Source organism: Demequina zhanjiangensis (assembly GCF_030418315.1).
GTDB classification, from domain to species: domain Bacteria; phylum Actinomycetota; class Actinomycetes; order Actinomycetales; family Demequinaceae; genus Demequina; species Demequina zhanjiangensis.
Window position 1 is genome coordinate 130,705 of the sequence record NZ_JAUHPV010000001.1, and the last position, 17,914, is coordinate 148,618.

Sequence of the window (17,914 nt, forward strand, 5' to 3'; positions counted from 1 at the left end):
GTGCCGACATGGGAACGTTCCTCGCATGGTGGGCAGCGATGTCCATCCTCCTGTGCTCCGGCATCACCGCATGGGCTGCGCACCACCTGCGCTGGTAGGCGGTCAGCCCGCGCCTCTCAGAGGAGCTGCAGGGCCAGCGTCACGAGTCCGGCGAGCGAAAGCGCGCTGATCGCAACCCAGGAGGCCAGCGCTGCACGCGCCTGGCGGCGTCCCTTGCGGTTGACGGACGAGAGTGAGCTCGATCCGAGCCTTCCGCTCATGGTGGTTTGCTCGGCCGGCCGGGACGCTGGCGCCGGAGGCAGTTCCCGCGGCGCGTAGCGCGACACCGAGCCGGGACCGGCCGCTTCGGCGGCGGGCGTGACACGTGAGGCGAGGCCGGGTGCCATCGGCGGTGGTGCGATGCCTCGACGCCGACCCGCGACCCTCTCCTCGACGAGCGAGGGACGGCGATCGATCGCGCGCGTCGCCTCCTCGTCCTCCTGGGGTGCCGGGGGCATCAGCTCGGGTGCGCGCCCCCGAGGGACCACGAGCGTGTGGTCGCCCGGGTGCGCCCCGTGAGGCCGCGCGCGAGCGACGGCGCGCGTCTGATCGTCGTCGCCCCTGTCGGTCTCGTGGTCGCCGTCCGTCCCGCCCGTCAGGGATCCGGTGCCGGTGGCCTCGGAGGCGCGCGGCCCCTCCGACGGTTCGGCAGCGAGCCTGCGCGAGACGACCGTCTGCTCGTCGTCGGACGGTGATTCCGCCTCGGGAGCCCCAGCGGGCGCGGAGCGGTCGTCCTTCTCCTCCGGGCTCATCGCCGGCGCGCCCTGGTGTTCGTGGTCCCCTCGATCTGCGCGCGAGAGGTGTGCTCGGACAGAGAATCATCGGCCCCATCGAGGACGTCGATCACGACCACGGTGATGTTGTCCCGCCCTCCATGCTCCTTCGCAAGGTTCACGAGTCTGCTCGCAGCGTCCTCCGGCCGGCCCGCCATGGTGAGCACGGCCCGGATGGTCTCGTCGTCGACCTCCCCGTGCAGACCGTCGGAGCACAGGAGCAGCCTTTCGCCGTTGACGACCGGCACGAGCCAGCTGTCCGCGAGGCTGTCCTCGGCGCCGATCGCGCGTGTGATGACGTTGCGCTGAGGGAAGGTCGCGAGGTCCTCCTCGGCGAGCTGGCCCATCGCGACGAGCTCGCGTCCGAGCGAGTGGTCGACCGTGATCTGCTGGAGCTCGCGGCCCAGGTGGCGGTAGACCCGCGAGTCCCCGACGTTGAACACGAGCCAGTAGGGCTTCCCCTCGTGCTCGGTGACCACGGTGCCCGTCACTGTGCTCCCGGCGCCGACGGTGGTGTGGGACGCCACCTCGGCGACACGATCGTCCGCGTCGAGCAGCGCGCCGTTCACCTCGTCGAACGTCCCGTAGCCGGTGCCGGAGAGATGGTCCCGGAACGCTTGGACGACGGCTGCGCTCGCCTGATCCCCGGCCTCGTAGCCGCCCATGCCGTCGGCCACGACGAATGCGGGTCCGTCGAGCGCCAGGGAGTCCTCGTTCTGGGAGCGGACCAGGCCGATGTCGGTGATGCCCGCAACGCTGAGCGACACCGGGCCGACGGTGACGAGAGTCATGAGCGTCCCTCCCGGAAGCTGAGGGACATCGCCACCTCGCCGAGCAGGAACGGTCCGGCCACCTTCGCGGAGGACCCTGTGGCGAGGAGCATCTCGCGCCCGTGAGTATCGAGCAGCAGCACGCCGTTGGTCGAGTGCAGGTCGGTGATGGTCCACTCTCCGTCGTCGAGGTCGAGCCGCGCGTGGCTCTTGGACAGGGTACGTGTCGGGTCGGGGATCGGGAGGGTCTGGGAGCGTCCGTCGTCCGCTACCGGCGCGCGACCCAGGATCACCCGCCCGGCGTTGAGGGGGAGCGACCCCACGCCGTCGACCTCGAGCGCCCAGCGCACGTGCGGACGGCGGTCGACGACCACGGTGTCGCCGTGGTCGTCGACGTAGCCGGTGTGCGAGGTGGCGACTCCGGCCGGGTGACGGGTAGCCGCAGCGAGGCGGTCCGCCGGTGTGCCACCCCGGAGGAACGCCGGGAGCTCGGACGTCGCCCCGACCGGTGCGGGGGGCTCCGCAGACACGGTGAACGCAGGCGTGCGGGAGAGCGTGGCGTTCGCGGGCACCCGGGAGGGTGCGCGCTCCGCTGGCTCCGCGGTGCGCATGTGCGGAGCCAGCGTGCGCGGCGGCACCATGCCAGATGTCGCCCCCGACCGCGGAGCGCTCGGGACAGGTGGCGCTTCCGTCCCGGAGGACCTGCCCTCATCAGCCTCCGCTCCCGAGACAGGATGCGGATCGCGCGGGTCGCCGTCGTCACGCAGCAGGACTGTCGCCCACAGGGGCGGCAGGATCAGCCCGACGAGCGTGAGCCCAGGTCCGTGGCCGGTCCGTGCGGTGATCCTGTGCACCGCGACCGCGAGCAGCACCAGCGCGTAGACCTGCAGCACGGGAATGACCAGCAGGGTCGCCTGCCATGCCCTGAAGCCGGCGACGGACAGGATCTCGGCGGCGTTGACGAGCGGCACCCAGCCCTTCCACGCGGCGCGGCCCCACCGGGGGAACAGGCGCGACAGGGCGAAGCCGAGCCACAGCAGCATCGCCACCGCCACGACTGCCGACGCTGAGGCGACGATCACGCTGTGGGGGCTCGTGAGGTCATCGAGCGGCATCGGACCTCCTCCCCGGGTGCGCCAGCAACGGGCTCGCGGCCTTGTCTCCGCGTGCGCGCCTCACGAGCGATGCAGGCGACAGCCGCGACCCGAGCCGTTGTCGCAATCGCATCTCCGCGGTCAGCTGCCGGCGCTCGTCGTCCACGAGCCTCCACAGAGCGTCGCGCTCCTCGAGGGTGGGGGCGTGCTCTGCGAACACGGCGCTGTCCACGGCGTAGGCGGCCACGAGCGCAGCCTCGCGGTCGACAAGGTCGGCCAGCTCGCCTCGCGTCAGTCTCTCGGGGACCTCGAAGCCTGCGTCCACATAGGCGTCCACGAGCTCCTCCCATGCGCCCACCATGGACACCTCCGCCTGCGCCTGTCGCCGCCAGCGCCGTCGCAGCGCCTTCGCCACGGGCAGCACGGCCAGGGGAGCGAGGAGCAACGCGAGCGCGAGCGCGAGCGTCAGGGCCACCAGCATCGCTTCGACCACCGCAGGGGCGTCCTGTGCGTCCGGCTCCGTCGCGGAGGTCTCGGACGTCGCCTCGTCCCGCTGGGCGGACGGCGGTTCGATGACCTCGCTCGAGGGCTCGTCCACCTCGGTCGGGTTCTCGGGGAGGCTCTCGCCTTGCCGGATCCGCGTGGGAGGCGAGACGAACTGAGGCGTGACGTCCAAGGGCGCCCACGCCCCCTCGCCGACCCTGACCTCGACCCACGCCGACACGTTCGCTCCGGTGCAGACGCTGTCACAGGCGGGGACGCCGTCTGCAGGGTCCGCGCCTCCGAGTCGCACGCCGACGACGACCCGTGCGTCGAAGCCCAGGTAGTTCGCGAGCACCGCGCCGGCTGCGGCGAACTGCTCGTCGTCACCCACGGCTGCGACGAGCGCTGCCTCGTCCGCGCCTGTACCCACGCGGAGCTCCTGCTCAAGGAGGTTCTGGAACAGGGCGTCGACCCGCGCCGCGGTGTGTCCCGCACGGACCGGCTCGAAGGTGTACGGGGCTCGCGAGGAGAGGTCGGAGATCCACGCCTGCGCGCCCTCCTCACGCGCCGCGTGGCTGAGATAGCCGCGCTCGCGCAGCCGCGACACGAGCTCGGCCAGGTCCGCGCCGGTCCTTCCCAGGCCCTGCTGCTCGACCCATGCGGCGAGAGCGGGGTACTGCTCGTCCGAGACAGTCGGCTCCCCGCCCGACACCGTCTCGAGGGCCCCGGCCGACGCAGCGTTGGATGCGGCGATCGTGTACGTGTCCCCGGGCAGAAGACCGAGGCCCGGCTCGTCGGCCGACGGCACGACGACTGCCGTGCCGAGCGAGGCGTCGGCATAGTACGAGTCCGTCAGAGCACCGGCGCGGGCGCCCGTGAAGGTGGGGGCGCCGCCCTCTGCGGTGACGATCGGCACCCAGATGCCGGTGTACGCGGAGCCGATCGTGACGGTGATCGACCTCGCCTGCGTCGTGGGCTGACGCGCGAACTCTGCGCTCAGCGGATCGATGTGGAAGGTCTGTCCGTCGTACGAGTCGAGCGTCGCGAATCGGAGTCGCTGGCCGGAGACGTCGCCCTCGACGGTGAGCAGCGCCTCGTCGTGGAGCCCGTCCGCGAACCAGCCGCGGTAGACGGTCAGCGGGCTCGTCTGCGCGGAGATCACCTCGGGCGGAAGCACGGAGTCGCGGAGCGCCTCGCGGGCGCCGAGCATGTCCGTCACGGGCACGAAGGCGAGGCCGCCGAGCGCGGCTGCGCCGATGAGCCCGTAGGCGCCGAGGCGCCGCCGTACCGCGAGGGCAAGGGACGTCCCGCCCGCGCGCACCGTCGCGGACTGCGAGCGCGCCACGCGCAGCGCATCCGATCGATCCAGCCGTGCGCGCCAGATGAGCCAGGCTCCGCACACCAGGAGCGAGGCGCCGGCTAGCGCCACCTGGGTGGCAGCAGGAAGGATCAGCGGTCCGACCGTGACGGTGCGACCTGCGGTGGCTGAGCCGAACACGGCGCCGAAGGCGACCATGCCGAGCATCGGAAGCACCGCCAGCGTCCACAGACGTCCGCGCGCGAACGAGAGCGTCACCGCAGCCCACGAGCAGCCGATCATGACGACGAGGAAGGGCACCAGCAGCGTCTGATAGTCAGCGACCGGGATGCTGATGGTGAGAAGCCGTCTCCAATCGAGCACCGCGGCGGCGAGCACCTCCATCACGCCACGGCCGATCGCGGCAGGCGATCCCATGGAGCCCGGGGAGGCGAGCGGCACCGCCGCGAGCACGAATCCCGCGACAGCGATCCCGGCGCCTGCCCAGGCGCTCCACGCGCGCGCCCTGCCGAGCAGCGCGGATCCGATCCCGATCGTGACTCCGACGACTCCTGCCAGCACCATGCGAGGAGTGGCGTAGATCGGCCACGCGGACCAGAGGGCCAGGCCGGTCACGAGGCCGAGGGCCGCGAGCGTGAGCCAGAGCTGGCGCGAGGCGCTGGTGTCCCTCATGCGCTGGCCCGCAGCATCAGGTGACCGAGGTCGTGGAGCATGCCGATCGTGGCGACGCGGAGCTCAGGCGCCGTCTTCAGCGCCGGAGTGGCGCCCGGCTCGGATCGGATCGCCATGACCTCCACGTCAGCGGGGAAGGCGGCCGCGGCCCGGCGCAGCTCCGCGGCGGACCTGAGCGACCCCGTCGCGATGAACACCAGCGACAGCTCGGGAGTCTCGCGCGCCGTCATCGTCGACACGTCGGGCAGGGACATCGCCGCGGGTGCGGAGACGAGTCCGCTCATCGCGTCGAGCAGCCCGCGGGCGGACACGGTCGGCAGGGTCTGGAGCGAGTGGACGCGACCACGGTCGTGCTCGGACAGGGGCGAGCTCGCGGTCACGGCGACCTCGCGGCCGTCGCGCACCGCTTGGACGCTGAGGGAGGCGGCGACGGACACGGCGCTCTCGAACTCGTCCTCCGTCTCGTAGGCGTGCGCGTCGATGTCGATCATGACCGCGACTCGCGAGCGCCGGGTCTCCTCGTACTGGCGGACCATCAGCCGTCCGGTCTTGGCCGTGGACTTCCAGTGCACGTGACGCCACGAGTCGCCGGGCAGGTACTCGCGGATCGCGTGGAACGACAGGTCGGAGTCGACGATCGTGTGCGTGACCTGGCCTTCGAGGTCACGGATCAGGCCGGCGCTGAGCGGCGGGATGGGGGTGGTGACGGGGTGCACGTAGATGGTCTGCTCGCCTGGCCAGGTGTGGTCGCGTCGGAGGACCCCGAGCGGGTCTCCTCGTCCGATGGTCATGGGCCCCACGGAGATGATGCCGCGGCGCTCGGCGGAGATCGTGAGCGCGTCCTCGTGGACCGCGGACGAGCGCAGGAACGGCACCTGGGCCTCGACGAGCCCGTCGCCGACCGGGATGTCGAGCACGGCGGGCAGCGCTATCCGAAGCCCTCGGTTCTCGATCCGGAGGTTGGCTTGGACGCTGGTCCCCGCGACCACGCGGTCACGTTCCAGGTCGAGCCGCACGGCGTACGTGTGGGCGCCGAGCAGGAACGGGAGGCACAGCAGCAGGAGCGTTGCCGCGGTGCCTCCGACGATGAGGCCCTCCGCCCAGCCCCAGACGGCTGCGACGACGACGCCGCTGAGAGCGGTGGCGGCGAGCAGCCAGCCGACGGGGCTGACCGTCTCGTCGACGACCCGCCACACCTTGCCGAGCGCCGCCGCGACCTTGGCCGCGCTGGCACGTCCGCGCTCCACGCCCGCGGCCACGGTGCTTCGGTCTGCCGCGTAGCGCGTCACCGTCGCGCCACGGGCGGAGGTGTCCGTGGTGCGGGAGGTGTGGTGCTCGGTGTGCTCGTTCACGTGTGTCAGTCGTCTCCGTTCTCGGCGGGAGGCGTCACGTCCAGCAGCACCTGCCCGACGACGTCCTCCGCCGTCACCCCGTCGAACTCCGCCTCTGGTTCGAGGATCAGACGGTGCGAGAGCGTGGGGATGGCGAGGTCGCGCACGTCGTCCGGGGTGGCGAAGGTGCGTCCGTGCGCGGCAGCCCACGTCATGACGAGCCGTGACAGCGCGATCGCTCCGCGCACGGAGACGCCTAGGCGCACCTCGGAGGCGCGGCGCGTCGCGTCGACCAGGCGCATCACGTAGTCGGATACCAGAGGGTTGACGTAGACGGTGCCGGCGATGGCGGACATCTCCATGAGCCTGTCGAGCGGGGCGATGGCGGAGATCTCCGGCCGGCCGGAGGCGACGCCTTGGAGGATCCTCAGGGTGGCGGCCTCGTCCGGGTAGCCGATGGACGTCTTGATCATGAAGCGGTCGAGCTGCGCCTCGGGGAGCCGGTAGGTTCCGGCCTGCTCCACGGGGTTCTGGGTGGCGATCACGAGGAAGGGGGTGCCGACCGGTCGGGTCACGCCGTCGACGGTGACGTTGCCCTCCTCCATGACCTCGAGGAGAGCGGATTGGGTCTTGGGGCTGGCGCGGTTGATCTCGTCCGCGAGGACCACGTTCGCGAAGATCGGCCCGGCGTGGAACTCGAACTCTCCCTTCTTCTGGTCGTACACGGTGATGCCTGTGACGTCGCCGGGCAGCAGGTCGGGCGTGAACTGAAGCCGTGAGGCGGTGCCGTCGACCGTCTGTGCGAGCGCCCTGGCGAGGGCGGTCTTGCCGGTGCCGGGCACGTCCTCGAGGAGGACGTGGCCACCGCTCAACTGGGTGGCGAGCACGAGCTCGATGACGTGCCTCTTGCCGAGGATCACCTGCTCGACGTTGTCGGCCAGCGCCGAGAACGTCTGGGCGTACCACTGCGCCTGTTCGGTGGAGATCGTCATGGTGGGCCTCTCAGGGTGTGCTTCCGTCAGGGGTTCGGCGTGGCCGAGGGGGTGGGCGTGGGCGCGCAGGCAAGCGCGGGATATCTCAGGTCGGGGAGCGACGCGAACGGGCCGTCGAACGTGACGACGTACTCGTCCTGGACGGTGTCCAGGGTGATGTCCGCGCTGCCTCGCGCGGCTGCGGTGATGGTGACGAGCGTCGACGGGTCGGCGCCGTCGGCGTAGCACTCGGTGGGGAAGGTGGCTCGGACGGTGGTGGGGGGCGAGCCTGAGGCAGGCGTGACGAGGATCGGGTCGCCGCAGTTGTCGGGGCTTGCGGTGAGGCAGCTGGCGGCCGTGATGGTCTGCACGGAGAGCGGGCTCAGCGTGAACTCGGTGCTCTTGCCTGCGCCGTCGTACTCGTAGTAGAGCGTGAACCTGTTGCCCACGTTGAGGTTGGGCGGCGTGACGTCCATGAAGGAGGCGACGTTGTCGTTCCAGGAGGGCGTGGTGTCCACTCGGTAGGTCGAGTTGCCCGTCGGGTCCCCGGGTGCGACCCACGTGAGGTACGTCTGAGACGCGGCCAGCCAGGCTGACCCGAAGCCGTTGGAGGCGCAGACGCCCACGTGGTACTCGACGTTCTGCGTGAGGCCCGAGAGGGTGGCGGTCGTGGAGGTCACCTCGGCGCCGGAGACCGCTGCCGAGCCGTCCGCTGACATGGTGCAGGTGGGGGTGCCGGTGCGCCAGGCCGCACGGACCTCGGTGACGGCGCGGGTCGAGTAGTTCGCGTCGACCGCCGGGCTCGAGACGGTGAGCGTGGTGCCGGAGGCGGTCGCGGTGACCGCGCCGGCGGTGAAGCGGGGCTTGCCTGCGACGGTGACCCCGGTCGTCGAGGCGCTGCCCTCGTTCGTGCCCGTCGTGGGCGGGGCGTAGCGGCTCAGCGGCACGATCGCGAGCTGCTGAGCCCCGACGGGCAGCAGGATCTCCGCGGTGGTGAGCGCGCCGGTGCGAGCGATCACCTGCTCGGTCGCGACCACGAGGTAGCCCTCGACATCGTCGTCGGCGCCGATCGTGAGCGAGACCACGCCGCGGTCCTCGGTGGTGCGGCTGGCCCGGTACACGGGGTCGGCGGTGAGCGACTCCACGGTGGGCGCCTCGTACGCCCATGTCGTGACGGGAGAGGTGTCGAGCGATTCGCCGATGCTGTTCACGGCGCGAGCCGTGTACGTGTGGCGCTCACCGTTCACGAGTCCGGACACGACGCACGTGTAGGCGCCCGCGCCCGCTGCGGTGCAGGGCGCGCTCACGGCGGCGCCGCCTTCGTAGAGCCTCACCGAGGTGACGGCGGGGTGCGCCTGTGCCGCCTGCCCGAGCGTGACGAGGAGGGTGGCCGACGTGGGGGTGTAGGACTGCGTGACGACGCTGGACGGCGTCTGCGGGTAGCCGAGGACGTCGACGGTGAGGGTGCCGCGACCTGTCGCGCCCTGGGCGTCGGCGACCACGAAGTCCACGACGCACTCCCCTCCAGGTGGACGCTCCGACGACGGCCATGCGAGGGACACCTGGCTTCCGGAGGTCACGGTGACGGTGGCGACCGGGCAGGCCGCGGTGCTGGCGCCTTCCGGCCCGACTCCGACGAGGGTGAGCCCGGACTCCGGGGCGCCTGCATACGGGTCGTGCTCGCCCGCGACGCCGATCACCGTGACGGTGCAGGGGCCGGCGCTGACGTCGCATTGCGTGCTGAAGGTCGCCCCGACGGGCGACTCGGCCTTGGCGGTGCCGACCACGAGCGTGACGCTTGCGCTGAGGCCACCGTAGGCGGCCGACGTGACAGCCACAGTCTCCCTGGTGCCGGGCCGGGCGTCGGCCTTGGCGATGATGCTGAGCTGGTTGCCCTGCTGCACGACGACGAACGAGTCGCCGCTGTAGGTGGCGCGCAGGTCGAGGGAGTCCACGTCGCCGACCCTGTCGCCCTCCCACGACACCATGGCGGCGAGCATGTCGACCGAGTCGTTGGCTCCGGGCCGGACCGTGCGGCTGAGCGACCCGAGGACCGCCTGCGGGTCCTTGGGGACGATGGTGAGCGGGAGGTGGACCGTCGTCCAGGTCTGCTGGCCGGACACGCGGACGGGCACGGAGCAGGTGTCGGTCCATGGAGCTTCGCGGCCTGCAGCGTAGGTGACGGAGGTCTCGCCCGACGGGGTGCAGGTGGCGTTGGCGCGCTGCACTCGGAACGTGTCGGACTCGAGCACCTGGATCTCGTCCCTGGGCGCGACGCCGAGCATGTCGCGAAGCGAGAGGTCGATGGACTGCTCCTCACCGACCTCAGCGGCGCTGAGCCCTGCCGCGGGCTGGAGGCGCATGTCGTCGAACGCGGGGATCCTCAGGAAGCCGTAGCCGACCTCCTCGTTGCCTGCCGCGTCGGTGCCTGTCAGGGCGAACGGGACGAGCGCGCCGGAGTCGGGGAGGGAGCCGCGGATCCGCCAGCCGTCGACCCTGAACCCTGCGGGCGCCCCCTCCCACAGCGACAGGGTGAGGTCCTCGATCTCGCCGGTCGCCCAGCGGACCTGATCCGTGACCACGTCGAGCCCGTCGGTCTCGAGCGCGGCGCGGGTCTCGAGGGTGACGATGGTGTCGTCGATCTGGATCGCGTCCGGAGCGGGCGTGTCGGTGACCTCGACGACGATCAGGCCTTCCGCCGTGCTGAAGGAGGTCTGCGACTCGACCGTGTACACGTAGGAGTGGATGCCCTCCACGTCGCCTGCGAGCAGCGCGACGAGGCCGGAGCTCAGATCGGTGCCGTTGTCGATCAGCGCGGACAGGCGGGCGTACTCGACCGGGTCCGTCGTCTCGTCGACGTTGGGTCGGAGCTCGACGAGCGACAGCTCTCCCTGAAGCGGGTCGCGGTCGTTGATGAGGGGCAGGACGGACACGGGTGCGTCTGAGCCCAGCTCGACGGTGACGTTGTCGCCGTAGGTGACTGGCGCGACGTCGGCGAGCTCGCCGGACAGGACGCCGACGCTCACGCTCGCGGTGCCCGTGGCCCCTTGGGAGTCGCGCACCGTGTAGGAGAACTCGATCTGGCCGGAGGGGATGCCTGCCGCCGGGGCCCGGTAGGTGAGAGTGCGACCCGACGGGCCGATGGTGGCGACGCCCTCACCGGGGCTCGGCTGGGAGACGCCGACGAGCGTCACGCTGTCGCCGTCGGGGTCGATCCCGGTCATGTCCACGGTGAGGGTGACGCTGCGTCCCGCGAGGACGCGGGTTTGGTGGTCGCGTGGCTGCGGCGCGCTGTTCACTCCTTCGGGCAGCACGGTGACGGTGACGGTGGCGGTGTCGAGGCGGCCGGCGTCGCCTTCGAGGTAGGCGGAGTAGCGGAGGGTGTAGACGCCAGGCACGGTGGGTGCGACGTAGCGCAGCACGGGTCCTGACGCGAAGGCGAGCTCGTCCGGAGCGTCGGATCCGAGGACGTCGGGGTGGAGCAGGAGCCGCTCGCCACGAGGCGTCACGTCGTTCGAGAGGACGGGGATGTCCACCTGGGCGCCGGCGCGCACGGTCACCGTGTCGGGCGCGGCGATGGGGCCGACGCCGTGGGTCGAGGGGATGAGGATGACGGTCAGCTGGGTGCGCACGGCGGCGCCGGTGCCGTCGGCGATGAGGATGTCCGCGATCCCGAGGGGGATCTGGTCGGTGGCTGCGGCGGTGGCGCTCACCCTCACGAACGTCTGATCGACGACGCTGACGCTGAGGCCGCTGTCGTCCGTCGTCGCCTGCTGCACCATGAGCACCCGCCCCTGGGAGGAGGTGACGGCGCTGAGGACGTCGACCGTCGTGTCCTCGCCGGTGCGCACGAACGCTGTCAACGGGGCTGCCGCGAGGGCGCGCGGCGAGCTGTCGACGGTGACGCGCAGCACGGCGGTCTGGCGGGCTCCGGTGACGGTGTCCTCCACCGTGTATGTCGCCGTGTACGAGCCCTCCTCGGTCGACGACACGTCGATCGTGCCGTCCGCCACGCTCGGCAGCACGGAGAGCAGGTCGGCGGACGTGGTGCTCGGGGCGGCGTCGGCGAGGCTGTACGACCCGGAGCCGCCGGACACCATGTCCTCGAGCGTGACGGTGGCGGTCTCGCCCGCCCCGACGGTGACGGCGGTCGCCCTCGCGACGAGGGCCGGGGTCTGGGTGACGCGCAGAGTGAGCTGCCGCTGCGCGGTGGCGCCGCGCGAGTCGACGACCGTCACCGTGATCGTCAGCGTCTCGCTCGTGGCGTTCGCGTCGAGGTGCCTGATCGCCACCTGGCCGTCCGAGGTAGGCACGACCGTGACCGGAGCGGAGGGATCGTCGACGACGGCGTCCATGAGTGTGACGGGGTCGCCCTCGGGGTCCACCCACCCTGAGAGCACATCGGTGGACGTGTAGCCGCCTGGGGCGATCTGCGGTGCGGGCCACTCCTTGACGCAGTTCTCGACCCCGCACCACACCGGGGCGGTCTGCACCGCGTCGTCGATCACGGTGAGGGTGACGGTCGCGGGAGACGACGTGGCGGAGCCGTCGGTGACGGAGTACATGAAGGTGGCTGTCCCGCTGGTGGCCCGCACGTCGATCACGGCGCCCTGGTCGTCGGACACGAGGCCCACCTCACCGAAGCCCTCGTCGATCGCGGTCACGGAGGACGGGACGATGGTCAGCACGTCCTTGCTGTTCGGGTCGTGGTCGTTCAGCAGCAGGGGCAGGGACACGACGCTTCCGGCGCGGACCCCCAGCACGTCGTCCTCGGCGACCGGAGGCTCGGGCTCGATCACGTCGTCGACCTCGATCGTGCCCGCCTGCTCCTCCGTCTCTGCGAGGGGAGCCCATTCGTCGACCGGAAGGAGGGTGCCGTCGGAGACGAGCCACACCATGCCGCTCGACGTCTCCGTGAGCACTGCGCGGTCGCCGTTGGCGCGGAACACAGGGGAGACGCCTCGGTTCTCGTCGAGCTCCTCCGTCAGCACCTCGATCTCGCGCACGCCGTCCTGGTCGCTCGCCCACAGGGTTCCCCCGGTGAGCGACACCCACGCAGCGTAGGCGACCCCGTCCACCACGACAGGAGGCGCCGGGGTGCCGAGCGAGTCGACGATGCGCTCGACCGTGCCGTCCTCGAGGGACACGGACACGAGGCCCGCCTCGTCGGACAGCAGGACGTCCTCGCGCCCCGACCCGCTCGACTGCAGCACCGCGCTCTCGGTGGCACCCGTGTCGATCGCGTCGTCCAGGCCCTCGATCCACAGCCTGCCGCTCTCGGGCGCCGAGAGCACCCATCTGCCCGAGACGACGGCCATCTCCACCGTCTCCGCGCCTGCAGGCGCGCCAGCGAGCGCCTGGGGGCCTCCGGTGAACGCACCGTCGGCGACCCGATACACACGGACGGCGGCCTCTGCCGAGGAGTACACGGCGACCATGCCGTCGTCCCCCACGGCGACCGCGTCGGCGACGTACCGCTCGGCGGGCGCGTCGGAGTCAGGCGTCACCGACTCGGTGAGCGGATCCAGCTGGTAGGGGCTGGTCGAGCCGCCGTCCGCGTCGGGAAGCGCGCCCAGGAACACCTCGCCCGCGCCGGTGAGGTAGGCGATCTCGCCGCCGGACGCGGAGACGGTCTCGGTCCCGGAGGGGATCGTCGCGACGGTGCCGCCGCCCTCGCCGTCGGTGTCGACGAGATCGGCCGGGTCGGCCCCCGTGAGCGCCCAGGCCCGGCCGAAGCGCTGCGTGAACACCATCCCGCGCGTCCCGGACTGCACCACGGTGGTGGGGTCGGAGACGTTCTGCACCGCCTCGAACTCGCCCAGGTCCGTATTGACCCGTGCGTAGCGGCCGTCGTCCCGCGTCACCCACACCGACATCTCGACCGGCTCCGTCTCCTGGACCTCGTAGCCGGGAGCGAGCAGCGCCGCGGTCGCGAGAGAGACTCCCAGCGCGACCACAGCGGTGACGCGGAGCGCGGGGCCCCGCCGGAGTCGTGCGGCTCGCGCAGCGGCCATCACACCGCTGCCAGCAGGATCGACCCCAACGCCACGACCGCGGCGCCGATGGCCGCGCCGATCAGGAGCGTGCGGCGGTCCACGCGACGCGGAGGAGCGTCGGGCGTCGACTGCTCCTTCCTGCGCTGCGTCGAGGCGAGGTGCTGCGCGCGAGCAGCGCGACGCGACTGAGTCTGGACCGTGGAGATGGTGGGGAGCCGGGCGGGCTCGGCCGGTGCGGAGCCGGTGGCGGCCGCCCACTCCGGGGTCGCGACCTCGATCGCCGTGGGCGCGAGCGCGAGGTCGTACTGGGCCCAGCGCAGCTCCTCCGCGAGCTCCATCATGGAGCCGAACCGGGCGGCTGGGTCCTTCTGCAGGCACCGCTCGAGCGCTGCCGCGAAGCGGTCTCCCAGGTCCTCGCGGCCCGTGGGCACGTGACGACCCTTGAGGATGAGCTCCTCGTGCTTGCGGCGGCCGATGCGCTCCCCATCCGCGGGCTCGAAGGGTGCGTGCCCTGCGACGAGCGTGTAGAGCGTCGCGCCCAGGCTCCAGATCTCGGAGGCGACGGTGCCGTTGGTGTCGCCGCGCACCACCTCCGGCGCGCTCCAGGGGAGCGACATCGCGATCGTGTCGGTCGCGTCGTCGGCAGCCGCGATCGCCGAGGCGATGCCGAAGTCCGCGAGGACGGGGGTGTCGAGCGTGGTGACGAGGAGGTTGGACGGCTTGATGTCGCGATGAAGCACGCCGCTGCGATGCGCCGTCTCGAGCGCGCTTGCGACGCGCACGGCGGCGTCGAGGGCTCGTGCGGCGGGGAGTGGCTCGCGCTTCGCCTCCGCGGCGAGGGTGTCGGGGCAGTACTCCATGACGAAGTACGGCCGGCCGTCGGCGGAGATGCTCGCCTGGTGGATCGTGACGATCGCAGGGTGCGCGCTGAGGCGGGCGAGGGTGTCCGCCTCACCGGTGAAGGCGCGCAGCACGTCGGGGTTGATCGCGTCGTCGAGCAGCACCTTGACCGCCACGACGCGCCGTGGCATGTCCTGCTCGTAGAGGAACACGTCGGCGAATCCGCCCGCGCCGAGCGGACGGATGTAGCTGTACCCGGGCAGCACCGGTGGCGGTGCTGTGCTGCGTCGCGGCACTGGTCCTGCCTTCCTCCTCGGTGGTGCGGGTGGTGGGTGGGTGTGGGCCGGCTCCGTCGTCAGCGCCGTCGCGCGACGGTGATCCTGAACCCCTCGCCCAGGTCGAGGGTGTCTCCTGCGTCAAGTGTCGCATCACGGCTGTCGTGCAGAAGGTGGGCTGGCCGGTCGGGGCGAAGGACGAGGGTGCCGTTCGTGGACCCCATGTCGCGTGCACGGAGGACGTCGTCCTCCACGGTCAGCTCGAGGTGCCTGGCGGAGATCTCTCGCTGCGGGGAGGGCGCGGTCACGTAGAGGGCGCCGGTGTCGGTGCTCTCATCCTCCTCGGGGCGCCGTCCGACGACGAGGCGCGGTCGGGCGTCGAGCTCGCGGCCATCGGGCAGCGTCAGGACCCACCCCGACCGATCCGAGGCGACGGCAGCTGCCTCGCCCTGTGCCTGATCGTCTGCCGACTGCGGTGAGAGGGCGGTGCCCTCGCCGGGCGCGTGCGCGAAGGTGGCGTGCACGGCGGACGCGGGGCATGCGCCGTCGCGGAGCGGGAGCCGATGGGGAGACTCGTCGTCGGTCCCGAGCGTGAAGCTGAGCCGCTCGAGCCCGTCGACCTCGCCCAGCACGCCCGTCGATCCGGACGGCAGGCCGAACCGCGTGGTCGCGGACGGGCCGAGGTCGATCGTCAGGTCGCCGCGGAGCGCGATCCGCGCGGGTGCGGTGTCCGTCCTCGCGATCGCGAAACGCGCGTCCGGGACGGCGGCCACGATCTCCGACACCGTCCGCTCGAGCAGGGCCGAGCCGGCGAAGGCCGCGTGGATGCGCGCGACGAGCTCAGGTCGTACACCGACGTCGACGAGCGCCACGAAGCCGCCGGCGACGACGGCGCAGCCCGTGTCGCCAGGGCGTGCCGGCGCGTACTCGACCATGCGGCAGAGGATAGCCGTCGTCCCTGGTGCTCCGGCAGGGGGATGTGAGGGACGCGACTGTGGACGAGGGGTACCGTGGGGGCCGTGCCTGCCGTCACCGTTCCCGTGCCGCTCCGCTGGTCCGACTGCGACGCCTACGGCCACGTGAACAACGTGGCGATCGTGGGACTGCTCGAGGAGGCGCGCGTCCGCGCGCTGTGGGACGACGAGGACCCGATCATGCCGCCGCTCGGCGCAGGCTCGGACGTGTGGGTGCTCGTCGCCGACGTGTCGGTGAAGTACAGGCGCACGATCGACCATCGCGTCGCCCCTATCGATGCCGAGGTGTCGGTGTCCCGCTGCGTGGGCGCGACGTTCGTGCTCGACTATCGGCTGCTGGTCGACGGCGACGTGTGCGTCGAGGCGTCCACGACCATGGCGATGGTCGACGCAGCCAGCCAACGCCCCACCAGGCTCACCCCCGAGCAGAAGGAGCGGCTGCTGGCCCTCATGCTCGACTGAGCTCCGCTCAGCCGAGCGTGCGCAGCCGCGGCGCGAGGTCGCGCTCGAACAGCGCCATGAAGCGGCGCTGGTCGTGTCCGGGGGCGTGGAACACGAGGTGCGTGAAGCCCATGTCGACGTAGTCGGCGATGCGGGCGGCCACCTCGTCGGGGTCTGTGCCCACGATCCAGCGGGACGCGATCTGCTCGATCGGGAGCGCGTCGGCGGCCTTCTCCATCTCGACCGGGTCGGTGATGTCGTGCTTGGCCTCGGCGGGCAGCGACAGCGGCGACCAGAAGCGGGTGTTGTCGAGCGCCGCCTCCTCGGTCTCCTCGTAGGAGAGCTTGATCTCGATCATCCGGTCCACGGAGGCGGGGTCCTTGCCTCCGGCCTCGGCGCCCGCGGCGACGGCGGGGAGCAGCTTCTCGGTGTAGAGCTCGCGTCCCTTGCCGGAGGTGCAGATGAAGCCGTCGCCGGCGCGGCCCGCGTACTTGGCGACGACGGGGCCGCCTGCCGCGATGTACACGGGGATGCCGCCGTCGGGCTTGTCGTAGATGGAGGCGTCGTGCGTCGAGTAGTAGTCGCCTTCGAAGCTCACGCGTTCGCCTGCCCAGAGGGCGCGCATGAGGCGCACGGACTCGCGCAGGCGCGCGAAGCGCTCCTTGAACTCGGGCCAGCGCTGCTCGCCCGCCCCGTCCCAGCCGGTGGCGATCTCGTTGAGCGCCTCACCGGAGCCGACGCCCAGCCAGATCCTGTCGGGGTTGAGCATGCCGAGCGTGGCGAACGCGTGGGCGAGCACCGCGGGGTTGTACCTGAAGGTGGGGGTCAGCACGGACGTGCCGAGCGTGATGGTCGACGTGCGCTCGCCTGCGGCGGCGAGCCAGGCGAGCGAGAACGGCGCGTGGCCGCCGGTGTGCCGCCAGGGCTGGAAGTGGTCGCTGATGGCTGCGGACTCGAAGCCGTGGTTCTCCGCGGCGACGGCGAGCTCGACGAGCTCGCGCGGTCCGAACTGCTCTGCTGACGCCTTGTATCCGAGCTTCAGGGTCATGGCTGCTCCTTGTCAGTGCCGGCGGTGCCGGCGTCGTCTCGTGCGGCGAGCCCCGCCGCGTATCCGTCTGCGTACGCCTCACGGTGGCCCTGCCTGAACATGTCGCTCTCGACCGAGCGGACGATGCTGCGCGCTCCTGGAAGGTCCAACGCGCCGACGGCGTGGCCCATGCCGCGCACGACGGCGAAGGGTCGTCCGGACGCCTTGCCCTTGACCAGGTCCGCGGCGCCCGCGAGCTCGTCGGCGAGGCACGGGCGGGTCGCTACCAGGGGGCGTCCCTGCGCGTCGGTCGTGCCCGCGAGCTCGTCGAACACGCGAACTCCGGCGGCGCCGATCGCCACGTCGGTCTGGCCGTTGCGCCACGCGCGTCCCAGGGTGTCGGTGATGATCACGCCCACCGCGAGCCCGAGCGCGTCGCGCAGCCCCGCCGCGAGGGCGCGGGCCGACTCGTCGGGGTCGACCGGGAGCAGCAGGACCGTGCCTGCTGCGGTGTTCGACGCGTCCACCCCCGCCGCAGCGCACACCATGCCGAGGCGATTCTCGACGATCAGCGTGGCGCCGTCGTCGTGCGCGTGCGGGATCGAGGCGACGAGCCGGACGGTCTCGGAGTCGATCGCCGCCTGACGGTCGTCCGCCTGCACCACGCGCCCTTCGGCCTTCGACACGATCTTCGAGGTGACGACGACGATGTCACCGTCACGCAGCTCGGGTCCGTGGCCCAGCGCCTCGAGGGCGAGGAGCGTGAGGTCGTCCCCGGGGTGCACCTCGGGTACGGGGCCCGGGGCCCAGGCGGTCAGCACGGGATCCTGCGAGCGAGGGGGCTGCTCGGGCACGGGCGCGGCGCGGCCCAGGTGGAGTGGAGTCATGATCCGCTCACTGTACGGCTGGC

At 71.8% G+C, this 17,914-nt stretch carries 12 protein-coding genes; 1 reads left to right on the top strand and 11 read right to left on the bottom strand.

Going from position 1 to position 17,914, the window contains the following annotated elements; genetic code table 11:
• Positions 1-116 precede the first annotated feature (116 nt).
• The 9 genes from QQX04_RS00600 to QQX04_RS00640 are packed head-to-tail and all read right to left on the bottom strand — an operon-like array spanning position 117 to position 15,497.
• A complete protein-coding gene (locus tag QQX04_RS00600; RefSeq protein WP_301125160.1) occupies positions 117-791 on the bottom strand; it encodes a hypothetical protein in 675 nt (224 codons plus the stop codon).
• Positions 788-1,603 (bottom strand): PP2C family protein-serine/threonine phosphatase, encoded by an 816-nt coding sequence (locus tag QQX04_RS00605; protein ID WP_301125162.1) that lies wholly within the window; start codon positions 1,601-1,603, stop codon positions 788-790. The genes QQX04_RS00600 and QQX04_RS00605 overlap by 4 nt, the downstream gene beginning before the upstream one ends.
• Entirely contained in the window at positions 1,600-2,697 is a 1,098-nt protein-coding gene (locus tag QQX04_RS00610; RefSeq protein ID WP_301125164.1) for an FHA domain-containing protein, read from the bottom strand. The genes QQX04_RS00605 and QQX04_RS00610 overlap by 4 nt, the downstream gene beginning before the upstream one ends.
• On the bottom strand, positions 2,684-5,149 hold the full coding sequence (locus QQX04_RS00615; RefSeq protein ID WP_301125166.1) for a transglutaminase domain-containing protein: 2,466 nt from the start codon (positions 5,147-5,149) through the stop codon (positions 2,684-2,686). The genes QQX04_RS00610 and QQX04_RS00615 overlap by 14 nt, the downstream gene beginning before the upstream one ends.
• On the bottom strand, positions 5,146-6,501 hold the full coding sequence (locus tag QQX04_RS00620) for a DUF58 domain-containing protein (protein WP_301125168.1): 1,356 nt from the start codon (positions 6,499-6,501) through the stop codon (positions 5,146-5,148). Before QQX04_RS00620 ends, QQX04_RS00615 begins: the two co-directional genes overlap by 4 nt.
• Positions 6,502-6,506: 5 nt before the next feature.
• The gene (locus QQX04_RS00625) at positions 6,507-7,472 is read right to left on the bottom strand and encodes an AAA family ATPase (protein WP_301125170.1); all 966 of its coding nucleotides are present in this window, start codon (positions 7,470-7,472) and stop codon (positions 6,507-6,509) included.
• A 26-nt stretch (positions 7,473-7,498) separates the two neighbouring features.
• Entirely contained in the window at positions 7,499-13,465 is a 5,967-nt protein-coding gene (locus QQX04_RS00630) for an Ig-like domain-containing protein (RefSeq protein ID WP_301125172.1), read from the bottom strand.
• On the bottom strand, positions 13,465-14,583 hold the full coding sequence (locus QQX04_RS00635) for a serine/threonine-protein kinase (RefSeq protein ID WP_301125174.1): 1,119 nt from the start codon (positions 14,581-14,583) through the stop codon (positions 13,465-13,467). The genes QQX04_RS00630 and QQX04_RS00635 overlap by 1 nt, the downstream gene beginning before the upstream one ends.
• Before the next feature lie 59 nt (positions 14,584-14,642).
• Complete coding sequence (locus tag QQX04_RS00640) at positions 14,643-15,497, bottom strand: FHA domain-containing protein (RefSeq protein WP_301125176.1); 855 nt, start codon at positions 15,495-15,497, stop codon at positions 14,643-14,645.
• A gap of 84 nt (positions 15,498-15,581) precedes the next feature.
• Between QQX04_RS00640 and QQX04_RS00645 the strand changes: the two genes are divergently transcribed.
• Positions 15,582-15,998 (top strand): acyl-CoA thioesterase, encoded by a 417-nt coding sequence (locus QQX04_RS00645; protein ID WP_301125178.1) that lies wholly within the window; start codon positions 15,582-15,584, stop codon positions 15,996-15,998.
• Positions 15,999-16,005: 7 nt separating this feature from the next.
• On the opposite strand, the gene fgd is transcribed toward QQX04_RS00645, so the two are convergent.
• Positions 16,006-17,025 carry a glucose-6-phosphate dehydrogenase (coenzyme-F420) gene (gene fgd, locus QQX04_RS00650; protein WP_301125180.1) on the bottom strand — a complete coding sequence of 340 codons (1,020 nt, stop codon included), beginning with the start codon at positions 17,023-17,025 and terminating at the stop codon, positions 16,006-16,008.
• Complete coding sequence (gene cofE, locus QQX04_RS00655) at positions 17,022-17,891, bottom strand: coenzyme F420-0:L-glutamate ligase (protein ID WP_301125182.1); 870 nt, start codon at positions 17,889-17,891, stop codon at positions 17,022-17,024. The genes fgd and cofE overlap by 4 nt, the downstream gene beginning before the upstream one ends.
• Positions 17,892-17,914: the final 23 nt, after the last annotated feature.

Bases quoted from the DNA above. Each gene is read 5' to 3' on its own strand.
- QQX04_RS00600 (WP_301125160.1), bottom strand. From the start codon at position 791: ATGAGCCCGGAGGAGAAGGACGACCGCTCCGCGCCCGCTGGGGCTCCC.
- QQX04_RS00605 (WP_301125162.1), bottom strand. From the start codon at position 1,603: ATGACTCTCGTCACCGTCGGCCCGGTGTCGCTCAGCGTTGCGGGCATC.
- QQX04_RS00610 (WP_301125164.1), bottom strand. From the start codon at position 2,697: ATGCCGCTCGATGACCTCACGAGCCCCCACAGCGTGATCGTCGCCTCA.
- QQX04_RS00615 (WP_301125166.1), bottom strand. From the start codon at position 5,149: ATGAGGGACACCAGCGCCTCGCGCCAGCTCTGGCTCACGCTCGCGGCC.
- QQX04_RS00625 (WP_301125170.1), bottom strand. From the start codon at position 7,472: ATGACGATCTCCACCGAACAGGCGCAGTGGTACGCCCAGACGTTCTCG.
- QQX04_RS00630 (WP_301125172.1), bottom strand. From the start codon at position 13,465: ATGGCCGCTGCGCGAGCCGCACGACTCCGGCGGGGCCCCGCGCTCCGC.
- QQX04_RS00640 (WP_301125176.1), bottom strand. From the start codon at position 15,497: ATGGTCGAGTACGCGCCGGCACGCCCTGGCGACACGGGCTGCGCCGTC.
- fgd (WP_301125180.1), bottom strand. From the start codon at position 17,025: ATGACCCTGAAGCTCGGATACAAGGCGTCAGCAGAGCAGTTCGGACCG.
- cofE (WP_301125182.1), bottom strand. From the start codon at position 17,891: ATGACTCCACTCCACCTGGGCCGCGCCGCGCCCGTGCCCGAGCAGCCC.